The organism is Micromonospora sp. NPDC051925 (assembly GCF_044548625.1).
Lineage (GTDB): Bacteria > Actinomycetota > Actinomycetes > Mycobacteriales > Micromonosporaceae > Micromonospora.
Window position 1 is genome coordinate 51,709 of the sequence record NZ_JBIUCH010000008.1, and the last position, 14,537, is coordinate 66,245.

Below are 14,537 nucleotides of genomic sequence, written 5' to 3' on the forward strand. Positions count from 1 at the left end.
GGCACGTTATACCGATGCGGTGGGGCGAGAGCCGTTGACCGAACGCGTCTCCTGGCGCAGCGTGGCGAGGAGTTCCGACACGGCACTGTTGCGGATCGAATGGCCGTTCTGACGTATGCGACGTGCGAGGGCATCTCGGCTGACGGTCTGGCCCTCGCGGATCAGCTCGTCACGGGCCGCGCGGGCGGCGGGCAGCAGCGGTACGAGATCCGGGGCAAGGTCCACATCGGCATCGTCCGTGTCGTCGGACGAGTCGTCATCGTGAGACTCCGTGTCGAGGTCATTACCGGTCTCATTGGCATCTGAGTCGTGGTCGTGCTTTGGGCGTTCGGCGGTGTCAGGAGCCTCATCGAGACGCAAGTTGTCCACATCGACATCGACGTCGATGGGAGGGCGCTCGGGCAGCGGTTTCCGATCGGGTGGCGGGAATTCGCTGGTGCCGGGCGGGGGCTCGACCGGTGCCGCTGCGGCGGGCTCGGCCGGCACCGGTGCCGCTGGTGCCTCGGCTAGCACGGCGTGCGGTTGGCGTTCGGCTTCGCGGCGGCGGGCGGCGAGTTCCACGAGCGACACCGACGCGACGATGATCAACCCGTCCACAGAGAGCGGTAGGAGGTAGGGCACGGTGCCGGTCTCGCCGTATCGGGCGACGACTCCGACCATGTGGTGATAGCTGATCCACGCGGCGATGGCGGCGATAGCCGAGGCGGCGACGACCCGGATCACGCCGAGTGAACGCCGGTGGACGGGTACCCGGGTGACCAGCTCGACCGTGATCAGCAAGGCCAGAGGCGGCCACGCCGCGATGGCCTGGGAGATCGGGTTCGCTTGCGCGTGCAGGATGTTCGCGGTGACCGAGGCGGCCACGCCGAGTGCCAGCGTCGCCCGCACGGCCCATTGCATCCGCTGGAGCTGGCCGTCGTTCATGGCCGTCCTCCGGTGGCCGGGGCGACGGGTCGGAGCTGCCGTTCGGCGACGCGGCGGGTGGCCTGGGACGGTTCGGCGTCGCCCAGGTCCGCGAGACGTTCCTCCAATCGGCGCAGGGTGCGCCGCACGGCGTCGGGCCGCTGCTGCCTGCCGTGGATACGCATGATCCGCTGGTACAGCTCCTCGTTCACCGGGTCCAGGTCGGCGGCACGTTCGAGAGCGGCGACGGCCTGGTCAGGGTGGTCGGGTTCGAGGATCTCCGCGATCCGGGCGTAGACGGTGAGGACCTGATGCCGGTAGCTGGTGGCGTAGTCGGTGGCCCAGGTGTGGTCGTGGCCTTCGGCGAAGTCACCCCCGTACAACTCGGCCGCCCGGCGCAGCGCGGCCAGCATCGTCGCCTCGTCGTCGGTGGTGGTGGCCCGTTCGATGGCGGTGAGCATCTGCCAGAGGTCCACGGTGACGGTCTCGGGGTCGAGCTGGTATCGGCCGGTGGCGGGGTCGTAGACGATGAACATGGGCTCCTCGTGGCCGGTGGCGGCGCGCAGCACCCGCCGGGCGGAGGTGATGTCGGTTCGGACGCGTTTGACGGCGGCGGCCGGGTCAGCGTTGGGGTGCAGGTCGGCGGCGAGCTGATCGAGGGTGCGGCCGGCGGGGTGGGCGGCGAGGACAGCGAGCGCGGTGTAGGAGCCGCTACGCATTCCGGTGGCGATCGGACCGGCGTCGGTGGCGACGGTGACCGGGCCGAGCACCCGGAGCCGGACCAGGGCCGCCGCGTCGTCGGGCTGGACCGGTACTGCCTCGTTGGTCTCGACGGTCACCGCGGCCGGCGAGATCTCGGCGGGCGGGTCGTCGACGTCAGCGCCGGCCTCGGGACGGGCTATCGCGTCGGTGAGCATGGAGAGGATGGCGGCGAGGTCATCCGCGCCGAGGGTGGACAGCCGGGTCACCGAATGCGGTTCGTCGCCGGTGGCGGTGCCCTCGGCGCTGATCTCGACGGTGGGGATGCCGTCATGCTGGCCGAGGATGACGGGGTGCAGGTCCAAGGCGGCGCGGTGGGCGGCGACGGCCTGGAGGCGGGCGGCGTGCCGGGGGCTGGACTCGATGAGCAGCACGTACGGCGGTTGCGTCTCGGCGTGGTCGGTGCGGGCGTTGAGGTCGGTGATCGTCTCGGCGTCGAAGATGTCCAGCAGCCGGCGTCGGCCGATCATCTCCTCTTCGGCGTGGGTGACCGCCGCCGCGATGTCGGCGAGCACGATGAGGCGTTCCCCGTCGTAGGCGGTGCCGTCGGGGTCCAGCCCGACCGCCGGGGCGTCCTCGGGCAGTAGCCGGGCGAGTAGGTCGGCGGTTGTGACCACCACCGGCTGTCGGACGGCGGTCTCGGCCACGTTGGTGCTCAGGACGGAGGCGAGGACGGCGCGGGCCGCTGGTACGGCTCCGTCGCCGTGCAGGGCGACGCCAGGACCGGGCAGGTGGAACAGGCTTACCTCGGTGCCGTCGGAGTCGACGCCGACGGGTGCTGCAACGGCGGGGCTGGCGGGGCGGTGGTCGCCGCTGTTGGAGCCGAGGTAGCGGCTGCCGATGATGTCGACGGCGGCCAGAGATGGCGGCATCGGGGAGCGTTGCGGCGCGGTGTTCACCGATATCGGGAAGGTCAGCCGGGCGCGGCGGCGTCGTTGCAGGCGTAGCAGAGCGGCTACGGCGGCGATGGCGGCGGCCAGGCCGAGGCTGATCCAGCCCTGCGCCGGCAGCGTGATTCCGGCCTCGTCGGTCGGCTGGTCATCGGATGGGTCGGTGTCCGGCGCGGGGGTGGCGACATCGGTCGAGTCGGCTGGTGTGCTTGGTTCGGTGGTAGGCGGTGAAGGGGTGCTCGGCTCCGGGGTGCTGGGGGTTGGGGTGGCGCTGGCCGGCGGCGCAGGCGGCGGGACGGCCGGGGCGGTCTCGTTGGCCTCGGGCGCGGTGGTACCGGGGCTGCCGGTGGGGTCCTCGGTGTGGGGTGGGGTGGCTGCTGGTGCGGTATCGCGGGCGGGAAGTGCGAGGACCCATCCGACGTGGATCTCGTCGGGGTCGGTGAGGGTGTAGCCGTTGGTTTGTTCGTGTCCCCGGTTGAGTTTGTAGATCTCCCGCCAGCGGTGCGGGTCGCCGAGGTGCTTTGCGGCGAGGTCCCACAGGTTGTCTCCGGCGACGACGCGGTGTGTCCCGCCGGGGGCGTCGCGTGCCCAGGACGGGACGGCGGGGTTGTCTCGGTGGGTGGCGAGCGGGAGGGTGGCGCTGGTGGCGGACAGGGCGATGGTGAGCGCCGGGCGTGGGCCGTGCTGCACGGTCGGCGGGGCGGCGGGGTGTGCCGGGGCGACGGCAACGGCCGGGCGGCGTGCGGCGGCATCGGCGGCAGCCGCACTCGCCGTGGGGGTGCTGGTGACGACGCGGGCGGCGTCGAACAGCACGGCTCCGACGATCGCGCCGACGAGGACAGCGGCGACCCAGCGGATCGGGCCGCGTCGCCTCGCGGGTGGACGGGGTTGGCCGCGCCGGCTGGCCGACGCGGCGGCGGCCATCTCGATGATCTCGATGGTGGTGTCGCGCAGGAACTGCGCCCACAGCACCCAGCCGATCGTGGCGAGCAGCGCGAAGACCATGTTGTCGGACCACGGGCTCGTGATCGCGGCGTACAGGTCGGTCAGAGTGGGCACCGCGTCGGGCTGCGCCCAGCCGATCCAGTCGAGGGGCCAGCCGGCCGCGACGGTCAGGAGCCACGGCACCCCGGCGGTGAAGCCGGCCAGCACGGCGAGTGCGAGCAGGGCGCGCACGGTCCGGGCGATGGCGGCGAAGGTGCGGGACATGCGGGGTTGTCCTCTCCCAATGTGCGGGGTCAGGTGGTGGGGCCGGTGACGCCCTGCACGGCGGTGGCGCTCGCGGAGGCGGACACGGCGAGCTGCCGCACGCCGACGATCTGCAGGAGCTGGGTGCGACTGGCGCGGCGTACGGTCACGGTGACCGTGGTCGTCGTGGCGGTGGCCTCGCCAGCGGCGCCCGCCGAGGCCAGCCACGCCCGTGCGGCCGACGCGGCGCGGGCCGGGTCGAGTACCGCGACGTTGCGGGTGCGGTACTGGTACAGGTCGAGTTCCTGCGCGCCCGCTCTGGCCGCCGCCTGGGCGATGTCGAGGGCGCGGACCTTCTGTGTGAGGGCGAGGCCGGCGTCGAGGACCAGCCCGGCCACGGCGAGCAGGGCGACAATCATCAGGACCGCGAACGCGGTCACCTGGCCGGAGTCGTCGCCGGTGCGCTCGCGTAGCCGCCGCCAGCGCCCGGCATCGGGTTGCCTCACGAGGGGCCTCCTCTCCATACGTCGATTGGGGAGGTCGCCGTGGCCCGTGTGGTGCGGGAACCGGGCACGGACAGTAGGGCGAGGTCGGACAGGGGAACGGTGCAGGCCAGGGTCACGGTGACCGCGCCGCCGGGACGCAGCCCACCGGTGGAGACGGTGACGCTGACCTGCTGGCAGGTGACCGCGCGGGCGGCGAGGGTCTCCCGCGCGGTGCGGTCGGCCTCGGCGCGTGCGGCGGCGTCGGTGCGGGCGAGCGAGGCGGACCGGGCCGCTGCGCTGGCGGCGGCGTCGAGGTCCATCTGTGCCGAGACCAACCTCCCGCACAGCACCACGAACAGCAGCATGGCCACCAGCAGCGGGGTAAGAAGGGCCGCCTCGGTGGTGCTCGCCCCCCGGTCACCGAGCGCGATGACCTGCCGCAGCCGGAGCCGTCCGGCTCGCGCACCGGCCCGGGTCATGGCGCGGCTCCGTCGTCGGGCACGAAGCGTTCGACGGGTCGTACGACGGTGGCGCGGACGGTCCACCGCACGCCGGGGACCACGGTCGCGGCGGTGCCGGTGATCTCGGTGCGGACCTCGGTGGCGGTGCGGGTCACCGACACCGACGGGTCCTTGAGTACGCCGTTGCCGATCGCGGCGAGGGTCTGCTCGCCCGCGTCGCGACCGGCGGCAGCACTCGATTGGTAGCCGGCGGCGGCGTTCGCCGTCCGGGTCGCGGCGCTCTGGGCAACGTGGGTGGCGTGCATGAACACCCCGGCCTGGAGGACGAACATGACGATGAGCAGCAGCAGGGGCATAGCGATGGCCAACTCGGCGGTAGCGGCGCCTGCGTCGGAGCGGGCGGCTACGCGCCGCCATCGGGCGCGTAGCCGCCGGGCCGCGCCGAGCGCCGGGGAGGGTGGGCGCTCGGCGCGGTGTTCCCGGATGGTCGGCGGCATCGGTCAGCCGAGGTTGATGCTGTTGGCCTTGGCGGTGACCTTGACCGCGATGATGCCGATGACCACGATCGCCAGGGTCACCAGCACGGCGGTAACGAGGACGGCTTCGGTGGAGTAGCCGCCGTCCTTGGTGTCGCGCACCGCCTGCCAGCGGTGCCGCAGCTCGGCGGCGAGGTATGTGACGAGAGCGGACATTGCGTGTTCCTCCAATGCGGTACGGAATCTTGTGGGTCTTCGGGATTGGTGAACTGGCGCGCCTCCTACAGCCCGCCGAGTACGGCGGCCATCGCGGGATATCCGAGGAAGATCAGGAAGCCGGCGAACAGGGCGACGATGGGAAGAGCCATGCGTTCGGTGGCGGCGTTGGCCTCACCCTCGGCATCGGTCAGTTGCCGTGCGCGTAGAGCGATGGCCCGAGAGCGCAGCGACGCGCGGACCTTCGCTCCCTCGGTGCCGGCCAGCCCGACGGTGGCGGCGAGCTGCTGCAACTCGGCCACCGCGACCCGGCGGCCGAGCGCGGCGAGGATGTCCCACGGCGGTACCCGGGCCAACCGCGCCTCGGTCAGCGCGTACCGCAGCTCGGTGTAGGCGGGGCCGGAGCCAACCTGCGCCGCGTCGTCGAGCGCCTGGTCCACGCCGGCGCCGGACGCGAGGCTGATGACGACCAGATCCAGGAAGGACGACAGGGCGTCACGGAACGCGGCCCGGTGCTTGGCGGCCTCCGACCGCACCGACAGTTCCGGGGCGAGGAAACCGGCCGCGCCGAGCAGCAGCGATGCGGCGGCGGGCATGGTCACGCCAACGGTGACCCCGGCCAAGGCGAGCAGCGTCGCGGCTACCGGAGGCAGGAGGAGCCCGAACACCGTCGCGGTCGCCTGCTCGGCGAGGTGCACGTCCACCGGCTTGTCGAGGGTGGCGAGGTCGCGGCGGGTGCTGGCCAGGGGAAGGCCCGCCCGGCGTAGCCACCGCACGGCCGGGCGGCCCCACCGCCCGGTCCACCCCTGGGAGCGGGCCTCGGCGGCGGCGTCAACGGCGCGGTCGAGCCCGTACGGGGCGTCGAGGGCCTTGTCCAGCCGGGGTGGGCGGGGAAACCAGCCCACCAGCACGAGCCACAGGCCCGCTCCGGTGCCGAGCCCGGCCAGCAGTATCAGCCCGGTCATGTCGGCACCGCCTCTGGCTCGGCTGGTGCGGCGATTCCGGCCAGGACGCGGGCGGTGTCGCGGTCACGCATGAGCCGGCCGAGCCAGATGAACGCGGCGGCGAAGCAGCCACCGGCGCCCAGGAGCACGAGCTGGCCGGTCGCCGTGTCGAACGGGGCCAGGTAGCCCCGGTTGAGCAGCGCCAGCAGCCCGGCCATGGTCAGGGTGGCACCGACGATGACTCGCGCTGAGGTGCGGTTGCGTTTGCGGGCGGCGGCGATGCGTTGCCGGGAGGCGACCTTCGCCCGCGCGGACGTGGCCAGCTCTCCCAGCACGTCGCCGAGCTGCCCGGCGCTGCCCCGCGCGGCCATCACGAGCCCGGCTACCACGAGATCGGCGGTCGGGTCGTCCAGCTCGGCGGCGAACGCGCGCAGCGCGTCACGCAGCCGCCAACTGCGCTGCAGGCGCACCGCCAGGCGGGTCACCTCGTCGCGGATCGGCTCCGGGGATTCGATCGCGCTGGCGGTGATCGCCTGTTCCAGGCCCGCCGCGCCGGACAGGTTGTCCCGCAACGCCTCGGTCCAGGTGGCGATGGCCTCGATCCGCGCCACCCGGCGGGTGTGTTCGCGGTCCGGGCCGATGATTTGCGGCAGCATCCACGCCCCGGCCGCTGACAGGGCCGCCGCGACTGGCCAGCGGGTCACCACACCGACGACCACGCCCACGGCTAGGCACAGGGCTACCCGACGCCGGTCGACCGGTCCACGGGTCGAGGCGAGCCTCGACAGCCACGAGCCGGTGTTGGAGTCGACGGGCCCGTTGTCCCGGGGCGACAGGCCGATAGCCAGCAGGACCAACCCGAACGCGGTTCCGACCCCCAGCAGGGCGGCGAGGGGCACTGTCAACACCATCACGCCCACCCCCCACCCGGGGCGGTGCGGGCCTCATCGAGCAACCTCGGGTCGAAGCCGCACCCGGCCAGCGCCGACAGCAACCCGGTCGACGGTGGCGCACCCGGGACCGCCCGGCCGTCGCGGTCGGGCCGGAAGATCTCGTTGCTGGACACGGCCAGCCCGTCAGCGCCGACCACCTCCCGCACCGAGGTCAGCGCCCGGACCCCGCCATCACCGGCGAACCCCAGGTGCACGACCAGGTGAACCGCTTCGGCGACGAGGAGGTTGGTGGTGGCCGGGTCGAGGCGTTCCGGTGCCTGCGCGGCGTAGAGCATGAGCTTGTTGAACGCCCCGGCCGACGACGAGGCGTGGATGGTGCCCAAAGATCCGTCGTTGCCCTGCGACATGGCGTTGAGCATGGGGATGACTTCGTGCCCGCGGATCTCCCCGACGATGACTCGGTCCGGTGACATCCGAAGCCCCGAGCGGAACAACATGCTCATGTCAATGGCGCCCTCGCCCTCGACGTTGGCCTCCCGCGACTGCAACGGCACCACGTCCGGATGCACGGCCTTGTCCGCGTCGAGCGCCAGCTCGTAGGTGTCCTCGATCGTGACGATCCGCTCGCCCGGTGGGATCGCCGACGCGAGGGCGCGCAAGAGGGTCGTCTTGCCCGCGCCGGTACGCCCCGCGATAAGCACGTTCAACCTCGCCCGCACCGCAGCGGCCAGCAGCTCCCGCAGCACAGGGTTGACGGTGCCGAGTTGCTCGAGATCGGCCAGGGTGACCTTCACGTAGCCATGCCGACGGATAGACAGCGCCGGACGCCTGGTCACCGACATGATCGCGTGCAGGCGGGAACCGTCCGCGAGTTGCAGGTTCAACACCGGAGCGGCCCGGTCCCAGCGGCGTTCCTCGGCACCCTCGCCGCCGGTCTCGGCGCGGCCGGCGTCAGCGGCCAGGCGGCGGATCAGCTCCACCATCTCCGCGTCAGAGTCGGCGATCGGCCCGACCTGGGCGCGGCTGCCGTCGCTGTAGCGGACGAACACCTGGTCACAGCCGTTGGCGTTGACCTCCTCGATCCGTTCGTCGTTGAGCAACGGTTGCAGGCCGCCCGCGCCGAGCAGCATGTCCGCCACCGCCCGGCCCACCCGCGACTCGACATCCGGGCGCAGCGGCGGACGCCCGGCGTTCATCTCCTCCGTGGCGTACGTGTCCAGAACCTCGTTGATCAGCCGCCGGGTCGTCGCCGCGCGTTCGTCGGCGGGCATCGGCGAGCCGGTGGCCGTCTCGTGCGCGCGCGTGGCTCGGGTGAGCCGCTCGGCGACATCCCGGCGGATGCGTCGCATCACCGTGATCTCGCCCGCCTCCCCGGCCCCCGGGGTCGACAGGAAAAGGCTGGTCATGATGTCGCCTCCGTGGGTACGTCGGTGTGCTGCGCAGCCGCGACGACGGGCAGGTAGGGGGCGAGGTCGGTCCACAGCCGCGCGTAGGCGGCCATCAGAGGCAGACGACGCCAGCGCCGGCCCGCCACCAGTTCCCCGCCGAGCACCGCCGCCGCCCGCCGGTCGTGCGGCAGCGGACCGAGCACGCTCACCGTCTCCGGGTCGCGGGCCAACTCCTGTCCGACGTGAGTCGCCAGGACGTCCGCGACGTCCGCCGCCGAGTAGACGCCGCCCGCGCCGAGCAGCACGACCAGCCGACCCGCGCCCGCATCGACCAGGTCGCCCAGGTGCTCCCGCAGGTGGGCCACCTCGTCGGTATTCGCCCGAGCTAGCACCAGCACCACGTCCGCGCGCCGCAACAACGGCCACACCGGCGAGCCCGGCCCCAACCGGCCGCAGTCCGCCACCACCACCCGATCGGTCGCGGCCAGCACCGCCCGGCCACTACCGGTCAGCTCCGGCAACGCGGCGCGGGTCTGCGCACCGCCCGCCGGGGCGACCACCACCGGCACCGCCACCTCGGCCACCGCCATCGGCTGCGACGCGGCGGCGAACACATCTCCCGGGCTCGCCGCGCCCCGCGCGGCGGCGGCCAGGTCCACCACGCTCGGTACCGCCGCCAACCGGTGCCGGCGCATCAGGTCCCCACCCGCCGGATCGCACTCCACCACCACCGGCCGCGCCCACTCCGGCGCGACCGCGGCCAACCCGAGTGCCGTCGTCGTCGCACCCGGACGACCCTTCACATACGTCACCGCCACCAGAGGCATGTCAGCTCCCCACCGGCGAGGTCTGCATCAGCACCACACCGCCGGACGGAGCCGCCGCCAACTGCGGCGCGTCCGTGGCCGCCAGCAGGAGCGTGATGACCGTCGAGCCCTCGCCATCACCGGCGAGGTCAACCCCCAGCACCACGGCCGACAACCGGGCCGGGGCCGACCCGCTCGCCGCCGAGCTGGCCGCCGGAGCCGGCTGGCCACCGTCCGGCGCGGCCGAGACGTAGACGACCACTCGCGCCCCCGCCGCGAGCCCTTGCGGATACTGGCCCGGCTTCACAGCTACCGAGGCGGTCACCTGGCCGCCCGGCGGAAACGCGGCATCCCCGAGCAACTCTGGCGTCAGCAATGTGCCGGCCACCAACGGCACCACCGCCGTGCGACCGACCACCTCCACCGCTTGCGCGGCCGGGACCAGCCGAACCCCCGGGTCGCGGGCGGCGGAGACCTCCTTGAGGTCCGCAGCGGTGATCGCCTGCCCGGCCGCCACCGGCCGCGCCACCGCGAGTACCTGAACACGATCGCCGAGCTGCGCCGCGCCGTAGGCATAGGCCAGCACGCACACGATGACCAGCAGGCCGCCGAGCGCGACGAACGGCAACCGGCGACGCCGCCGGGTGGCCCGCCACGGCCCACGTCCCGCACGGACGGCAGTAGTCGTCGCACGATCTTCTAGACCTGTTTTTGGGCGCACGGAATCCAGCGCCATGACTTGTCCTCCTCGGGATGCGGCGCTCGAACGATCTGGTTTACTCGCCTAACGCACGACGGCCTGCGACTCCTGGACCCGCGTCTGTAGCTGCCCGGTCGTGGTCAACCCCGGCACCGTGCCAGACTGCCCAGCCCCGGCCCAGGTCACCTCCCACGTGACCGTCACCGTCACGGTGAAGCGCCCGCCCGGCGCGCCCGCCGAGGACCGCCGGTAAACATGCCCGCAGTCAGGCGACGCCTTCGCCGGATTGGTACCCGAGGCCCACGGCGTCCCCGGCCCGGTGCATGTCACCGTCACACCGTCGCCCATCGACCAGCTCGCCTTCACCGGCCGCGCTGTCGCCGTGACGCTGACACCCGGAACGGAGGCGGTTGCCGACCGCGACTCCCACGACCCCCGGTCGAGCGCCAGCCAGGCCGGCAGGTTGACGAGCTGGTCACCCGGCGGGTTCATCCGAATGACGACCCTCGGCAGGTCAAGACGTGCCCGCGCCTGCCGCGCCAACACCGCTGGAGAGACCACCGGAGGATCACCCGCTATCCACACCACGCTGCCAAAGGCGTTGTCGTCGCCGTAGCAGGTCCGCATGTACCAACCACCCTCACCCGCCGGCTGGCCCCCGAGAGCCGCGATGGTCGACGGCGACGGGTCGACTGGCGAGTAGTAGCAACCATCCGCCCCAGCCCACGCTCCGTCCCGCTCACATGGGATTTCCTCCCCGGAGGGGTTCCGGCACTTGCCGTCCCCACCTCGGCCCCCGCCGCCGTTGCCCGGGTTGGAGCCGCCGCCACCGCCGGGATTGCCGGCCGTGACGTCGCATCCGGGGGCGCTGGGGTTGTTGTCGCAGCGGGTGTCCCCGAACGGGTCTGCCTGTGCAGGCATCGGCGCGACGAGCAGGACGGCTCCGGCGAGCATGAGCACCGTTGCTATACGTATGAGCTTCAGCATGATCCGATGTCCCCCACATCGAACGAGACCACCTTCCACGAGCCGTCGACCGGCTTGACCACGGCGGTGATGGTTCGTCGCCCCCGTGGATCGTCCTCGATCAGCTCGCCGGTGGTCTTCTTGTGCTTGGTCCAGTTCGTAGAGTCGGCGCAGTCGGCGACGGTGACCTCGGTGGGCGCGTCGGCCGGGCTCGCGCCGGTCACACCTGCATTCATGACTGGCACGCCGCGCGTCACGACCCCGGTTTCTCGGTACGTGAACAGCACATCCACGATCCGGGCCAACGCCCGATCGGCCGCGTACTGCCGCAGCTCCGGCGAATCCGGATCGGGAACCTCGCCCGCCTTCGCCATCGCCTGCCACATCCCCACGTACGCCGCCAGCGCGTCTCGCTGCTCGCCACTCGGCCCAGCGCTTGATGTTGACGGCGTGGCCGTCTGCGTCGCAGGTGCCGATCCGCCAGACTCACCCGAGCCGCACGCCGCACTGAGCAGCATCGAACCTCCGATGAGACAAACCATGAGCTTCCGGGTCAACACCGGCTACAACCTCCCTCATCTCGTGAATGGCCTCCGGCTGGCAGTTGCATCTATGCCCGCCCATCGGCTGCTGGCCTGCAGGTGGTCACCAGTCGTGTTTACACCTCGACCCCACGGTGATGTCTACGTGCGTACCTGCACCTACGCGCTTCATGCGGGGCGGGACTCACGCGCATGAGGGCACGCACCTCGGGGTAACTTGAATCCCTGAATGATAACAAAACGCCCAAGTGGACTGTCATTTACCCGACAGATCAGTCGGCATCAATCACGGCTAGGCTTCCCCGAAAATTGTGGTGCGAGAAGGGTGGGAACAGCCAATGGGCGACCACGATCGCACAGAGCGAACGCTGACCCTACTAGCGCGACGCGGCGCTTTCGAGTTGCTGCTGGCGATGCACGATCGCGGCGGCACCGCCACCTTCGCCCAGATCGCCGCCGAGTCCCCGAGACCAACAGCTCTACTGCGAGCGATGGCGGCGGACGGCTTCCTAGTCAGCCCGCGAGGCGGCTCGCTGGACGGCGAACCCTTCGCTGACGCCTGCTTCTGTCTAACCAGCAAGGGCGAGGCCATCTTCGGCCGTCTCCTGCGCCTGCGTCACTGGTTGGCATCGCGCGCAGCGCCGACCCCGAAGCCGATTGGCCACTGACTCCCCTATCGAGATGCGTCAAATGCAAGAGTTGCCCCGATAGATCCCGTAGTCTCCAGTGCTAATTCCACAATGGACAGAAACTTTCTCCATGCTAAGCGCTCGCCGAACAGTTGTGCGACCTCATAGACTGGCGTCTCGACCTGGCGCGCTCGATTCGGGGGAGGTGAGCTGCGCTGACGAATGACCTCGAACACATACTCAACCTGGCTAAGCGGAAGCTGTCCGTTGCGATCTTGACCGCCCTCCGCGAAGGGCCACTGCGCTACTCCAAGCTCCATCACGCGGTGTCCCAGGTCAGCCCCGATGTCGTGCACGCCCGTACCCTGACCGACACCCTGAACTATCTCCGCTCCCAAGACCTTGTTGAGCACCACCAGGGCGACGACGGAGCTGACTACCGGCTGACCGGCGGCGGCATCGAGCTGGTTGATCTCCTTGGCGAGATCGATCGGTGGAGTCGGCAGCACCGCGCGAGCGGCGAGCGGACCTAACAACCGTGACGAATAGTCTCGCCGCGATCAGCTTCGGCCTCGCAGGCGCGATGGCTGGCGTCCCGGTAGCCGCCATTGCGTACGGCGTGGACCACGCCGGGCCGGTGCGCCTACCTACCCGATGGTGGGCAGGCGGCCCGGCCCGCCCCACGCATCTACTCCTCACCGTGGTCGCCGTCGCCGTCGCTGCCGCCACGATCGGGGCGGTTGCCTCCCCGACCCCGGCGCTGCCGGCCTTCTGGCTCTTCGCGGTCGTCGGGGTGGGTTTGACCATTGTTGATGTACGGTGCCGGCGGTTGCCCCATCGACTTACCGGCGTGCTGTGGGCTTCGTCCGGCCTGTTCTTCACCGTCGCGGTCCTCACCGGAAGCGATGTCGGGCAGCTCATTCGAGCTGCGAGCGCGGGCATCGGTACCGCAACGGTCATGCTCGCCGTCGCCCTGGCGCTGCCGGGTCAGCTCGGCCTTGGCGATGTCGTATTCGCGGGTGCCGTCGCTTTCAACCTCGGCTGGCTGGGCTGGCAAACAGCGGTACTTGGCGTTGTCGCCGGGCTGCTCCTGCAAGGCGCCATCGTCCTCGTGGTCAAGATCCGCCGGACCACCAACGCCATCGATACTCCGACGCCTATGGGACCGGCCCTCGCCGCTGGTTGGTTCCTGGCCGTCGTGCTTGCGGCGTAGCGCTCGCGACCGAGGGCGCGGCCGTCGCGGCCCGTGAAGCGCGGATGGTCTCAGCCGTCATCCCGCTCATACATGAGGGCGCTTTCATCGACGGGCCGCCCGCGCCCGCCGACCCGATAGCCGGTGTACCTCGGGGAAGAACCATCCACGAGCTGCTGTGGATCAACCCCCGCAGCCGAGATCACGAAGGCGGCATGACTCCCCGCCGGACACGGTGCTGGCCGCCCACACGTACCGCACACTCCGGGTTCGCGCTCGGCGCGGTGCCGCTGGTAGAGGGCCACCGCCACCTCGAACAAGACCGACTGGCGCAGTCCCGGGATGGGTGTCAATGACGCGGCCATCGGCATCCCTTCACAACACGGCCTGCGATCCGTCGCCCCGGTGAAGCGGGGTCACCGTCGCATACCGGCCGACTGCGGGCGCATCCGCATGATCGTTGGAACTCATCGGCGACATCTGGAGGATTCTCGCGAAGCGAGTGCGGGCGTCCTGGTCGGCGAGCTTGAGCGCGTCGTCCAGCGCTGCCTGCATGGTCAGGCTCGGCGGTGCTGACTGCCTGCGGTCCTCCCACTCGGCCACGATCGACGGGGCGATGCGAAGCCGTTCGGCGAAGGCTTGAACGCTGAGCCGCAATGCCTCCCTCAGCGCGAGGGTCTCCCGCCCGCTCCATCGGGCGATCGTGATCATCGTGCATCCGCAGACGGCAGGCTCGACCGTTAAGCTGTGCTGCGGATACGGTGGCGCGGCTGCCTGATGGCGTCGCAGTCGGTCCTGCTCGGCTATCCACGCCCTTTCCACCCGGCGGGTGCTGACTAGTTCGTAAAGGGCGTCGAACGCCTCCAACAACGTTCCTCCCGCGCCGAGTTCGCGGTCGGCGCACTCCCAGAAGCCGCGGGATATGTTCTGCCGGCCGATCTCCACGTTCGCGACCGCACTGCGGGAGTACGCTGTCCGCCTGGCCAAGGCGACCTGGGTCAACCCAGCCGCCTTGCGACATTGGGCCAACCGCCGTCCCAACGCCTGTTGTGCCTCGCGAATCCGTTCCGGAGTGGTCGAGCCCAGGACAGCCTCCATC

17 protein-coding genes are annotated in these 14,537 nt (G+C 71.2%); 3 read left to right on the forward strand and 14 right to left on the reverse strand.

Annotated elements, in window-relative coordinates:
• Window positions 1–6: 6 nt before the first annotated feature.
• The 13 genes from ACIG87_RS12520 to ACIG87_RS12580 form a co-directional block, all read right to left on the reverse strand.
• On the reverse strand, window positions 7–924 hold the full coding sequence (locus ACIG87_RS12520) for a DUF2637 domain-containing protein (protein ID WP_396850617.1): 918 nt from the start codon (window positions 922–924) through the stop codon (window positions 7–9).
• On the reverse strand, window positions 921–3,761 hold the full coding sequence (locus tag ACIG87_RS12525; RefSeq protein WP_396850618.1) for a BTAD domain-containing putative transcriptional regulator: 2,841 nt from the start codon (window positions 3,759–3,761) through the stop codon (window positions 921–923). The genes ACIG87_RS12520 and ACIG87_RS12525 overlap by 4 nt, the downstream gene beginning before the upstream one ends.
• A 29-nt stretch (window positions 3,762–3,790) precedes the next feature.
• Window positions 3,791–4,246: a pilus assembly protein TadG-related protein gene (locus tag ACIG87_RS12530; RefSeq protein ID WP_396850619.1), complete on the reverse strand. Its 456-nt coding sequence runs from the start codon at window positions 4,244–4,246 to the stop codon at window positions 3,791–3,793.
• Window positions 4,243–4,704, reverse strand: coding sequence for a TadE/TadG family type IV pilus assembly protein (locus ACIG87_RS12535; RefSeq protein ID WP_396850620.1), 462 nt, complete (start codon window positions 4,702–4,704; stop codon window positions 4,243–4,245). Before ACIG87_RS12535 ends, ACIG87_RS12530 begins: the two co-directional genes overlap by 4 nt.
• Entirely contained in the window at window positions 4,701–5,183 is a 483-nt protein-coding gene (locus ACIG87_RS12540; RefSeq protein WP_396850621.1) for a TadE family protein, read from the reverse strand. Before ACIG87_RS12540 ends, ACIG87_RS12535 begins: the two co-directional genes overlap by 4 nt.
• A gap of 3 nt (window positions 5,184–5,186) precedes the next feature.
• The gene (locus tag ACIG87_RS12545) at window positions 5,187–5,378 is read right to left on the reverse strand and encodes a hypothetical protein (protein ID WP_396850622.1); all 192 of its coding nucleotides are present in this window, start codon (window positions 5,376–5,378) and stop codon (window positions 5,187–5,189) included.
• Window positions 5,379–5,443: 65 nt separating this feature from the next.
• Complete coding sequence (locus tag ACIG87_RS12550) at window positions 5,444–6,343, reverse strand: type II secretion system F family protein (protein WP_396850623.1); 900 nt, start codon at window positions 6,341–6,343, stop codon at window positions 5,444–5,446.
• A complete protein-coding gene (locus ACIG87_RS12555) occupies window positions 6,340–7,242 on the reverse strand; it encodes a type II secretion system F family protein (RefSeq protein ID WP_396850624.1) in 903 nt (300 codons plus the stop codon). The genes ACIG87_RS12550 and ACIG87_RS12555 overlap by 4 nt, the downstream gene beginning before the upstream one ends.
• Entirely contained in the window at window positions 7,233–8,621 is a 1,389-nt protein-coding gene (locus ACIG87_RS12560) for a CpaF family protein (protein WP_396850625.1), read from the reverse strand. The genes ACIG87_RS12555 and ACIG87_RS12560 overlap by 10 nt, the downstream gene beginning before the upstream one ends.
• Complete coding sequence (locus ACIG87_RS12565; RefSeq protein WP_396850626.1) at window positions 8,618–9,430, reverse strand: hypothetical protein; 813 nt, start codon at window positions 9,428–9,430, stop codon at window positions 8,618–8,620. The genes ACIG87_RS12560 and ACIG87_RS12565 overlap by 4 nt, the downstream gene beginning before the upstream one ends.
• Before the next feature lies 1 nt (window position 9,431).
• Entirely contained in the window at window positions 9,432–10,037 is a 606-nt protein-coding gene (locus ACIG87_RS12570; protein ID WP_396850822.1) for an SAF domain-containing protein, read from the reverse strand.
• 156 nt (window positions 10,038–10,193) lie between these two features.
• The gene (locus tag ACIG87_RS12575) at window positions 10,194–11,096 is read right to left on the reverse strand and encodes a hypothetical protein (protein ID WP_396850823.1); all 903 of its coding nucleotides are present in this window, start codon (window positions 11,094–11,096) and stop codon (window positions 10,194–10,196) included.
• Window positions 11,090–11,593, reverse strand: coding sequence for a hypothetical protein (locus ACIG87_RS12580; RefSeq protein ID WP_396850627.1), 504 nt, complete (start codon window positions 11,591–11,593; stop codon window positions 11,090–11,092). The genes ACIG87_RS12575 and ACIG87_RS12580 overlap by 7 nt, the downstream gene beginning before the upstream one ends.
• Window positions 11,594–11,955: 362 nt before the next feature.
• On the opposite strand from ACIG87_RS12580, the gene ACIG87_RS12585 reads away from it, so the two are divergent.
• From ACIG87_RS12585 to ACIG87_RS12595, 3 genes are all read left to right on the forward strand, one after another.
• On the forward strand, window positions 11,956–12,285 hold the full coding sequence (locus tag ACIG87_RS12585; RefSeq protein ID WP_396850628.1) for a hypothetical protein: 330 nt from the start codon (window positions 11,956–11,958) through the stop codon (window positions 12,283–12,285).
• 221 nt (window positions 12,286–12,506) lie between these two features.
• Window positions 12,507–12,779, forward strand: coding sequence for a winged helix-turn-helix transcriptional regulator (locus ACIG87_RS12590; RefSeq protein WP_396850824.1), 273 nt, complete (start codon window positions 12,507–12,509; stop codon window positions 12,777–12,779).
• Window positions 12,780–12,946: 167 nt separating this feature from the next.
• Window positions 12,947–13,459 carry a prepilin peptidase gene (locus ACIG87_RS12595; protein ID WP_396850629.1) on the forward strand — a complete coding sequence of 171 codons (513 nt, stop codon included), beginning with the start codon at window positions 12,947–12,949 and terminating at the stop codon, window positions 13,457–13,459.
• Window positions 13,460–13,813: 354 nt separating this feature from the next.
• On the opposite strand, the gene ACIG87_RS12600 is transcribed toward ACIG87_RS12595, so the two are convergent.
• Window positions 13,814–14,536, reverse strand: a complete 723-nt coding sequence (locus ACIG87_RS12600; RefSeq protein WP_396850630.1) for a helix-turn-helix domain-containing protein — start codon at window positions 14,534–14,536, stop codon at window positions 13,814–13,816.
• Between the last annotated feature and the right edge of the window lies 1 nt (window position 14,537).

What these genes read in the sequence shown, in the direction of transcription:
- ACIG87_RS12520 (WP_396850617.1), bottom strand. Translation starts at nt 924, where the DNA reads ATGAACGACGGCCAGCTCCAGCGGATGCAATGGGCCGTGCGGGCGACG.
- ACIG87_RS12525 (WP_396850618.1), bottom strand. Translation starts at nt 3,761, where the DNA reads ATGTCCCGCACCTTCGCCGCCATCGCCCGGACCGTGCGCGCCCTGCTC.
- ACIG87_RS12535 (WP_396850620.1), bottom strand. Translation starts at nt 4,704, where the DNA reads ATGACCCGGGCCGGTGCGCGAGCCGGACGGCTCCGGCTGCGGCAGGTC.
- ACIG87_RS12540 (WP_396850621.1), bottom strand. Translation starts at nt 5,183, where the DNA reads ATGCCGCCGACCATCCGGGAACACCGCGCCGAGCGCCCACCCTCCCCG.
- ACIG87_RS12545 (WP_396850622.1), bottom strand. Translation starts at nt 5,378, where the DNA reads ATGTCCGCTCTCGTCACATACCTCGCCGCCGAGCTGCGGCACCGCTGG.
- ACIG87_RS12550 (WP_396850623.1), bottom strand. Translation starts at nt 6,343, where the DNA reads ATGACCGGGCTGATACTGCTGGCCGGGCTCGGCACCGGAGCGGGCCTG.
- ACIG87_RS12560 (WP_396850625.1), bottom strand. Translation starts at nt 8,621, where the DNA reads ATGACCAGCCTTTTCCTGTCGACCCCGGGGGCCGGGGAGGCGGGCGAG.
- ACIG87_RS12565 (WP_396850626.1), bottom strand. Translation starts at nt 9,430, where the DNA reads ATGCCTCTGGTGGCGGTGACGTATGTGAAGGGTCGTCCGGGTGCGACG.
- ACIG87_RS12575 (WP_396850823.1), bottom strand. Translation starts at nt 11,096, where the DNA reads ATGCTGAAGCTCATACGTATAGCAACGGTGCTCATGCTCGCCGGAGCC.
- ACIG87_RS12580 (WP_396850627.1), bottom strand. Translation starts at nt 11,593, where the DNA reads ATGCTGCTCAGTGCGGCGTGCGGCTCGGGTGAGTCTGGCGGATCGGCA.
- ACIG87_RS12585 (WP_396850628.1), top strand. Translation starts at nt 11,956, where the DNA reads ATGGGCGACCACGATCGCACAGAGCGAACGCTGACCCTACTAGCGCGA.
- ACIG87_RS12600 (WP_396850630.1), bottom strand. Translation starts at nt 14,536, where the DNA reads ATGGAGGCTGTCCTGGGCTCGACCACTCCGGAACGGATTCGCGAGGCA.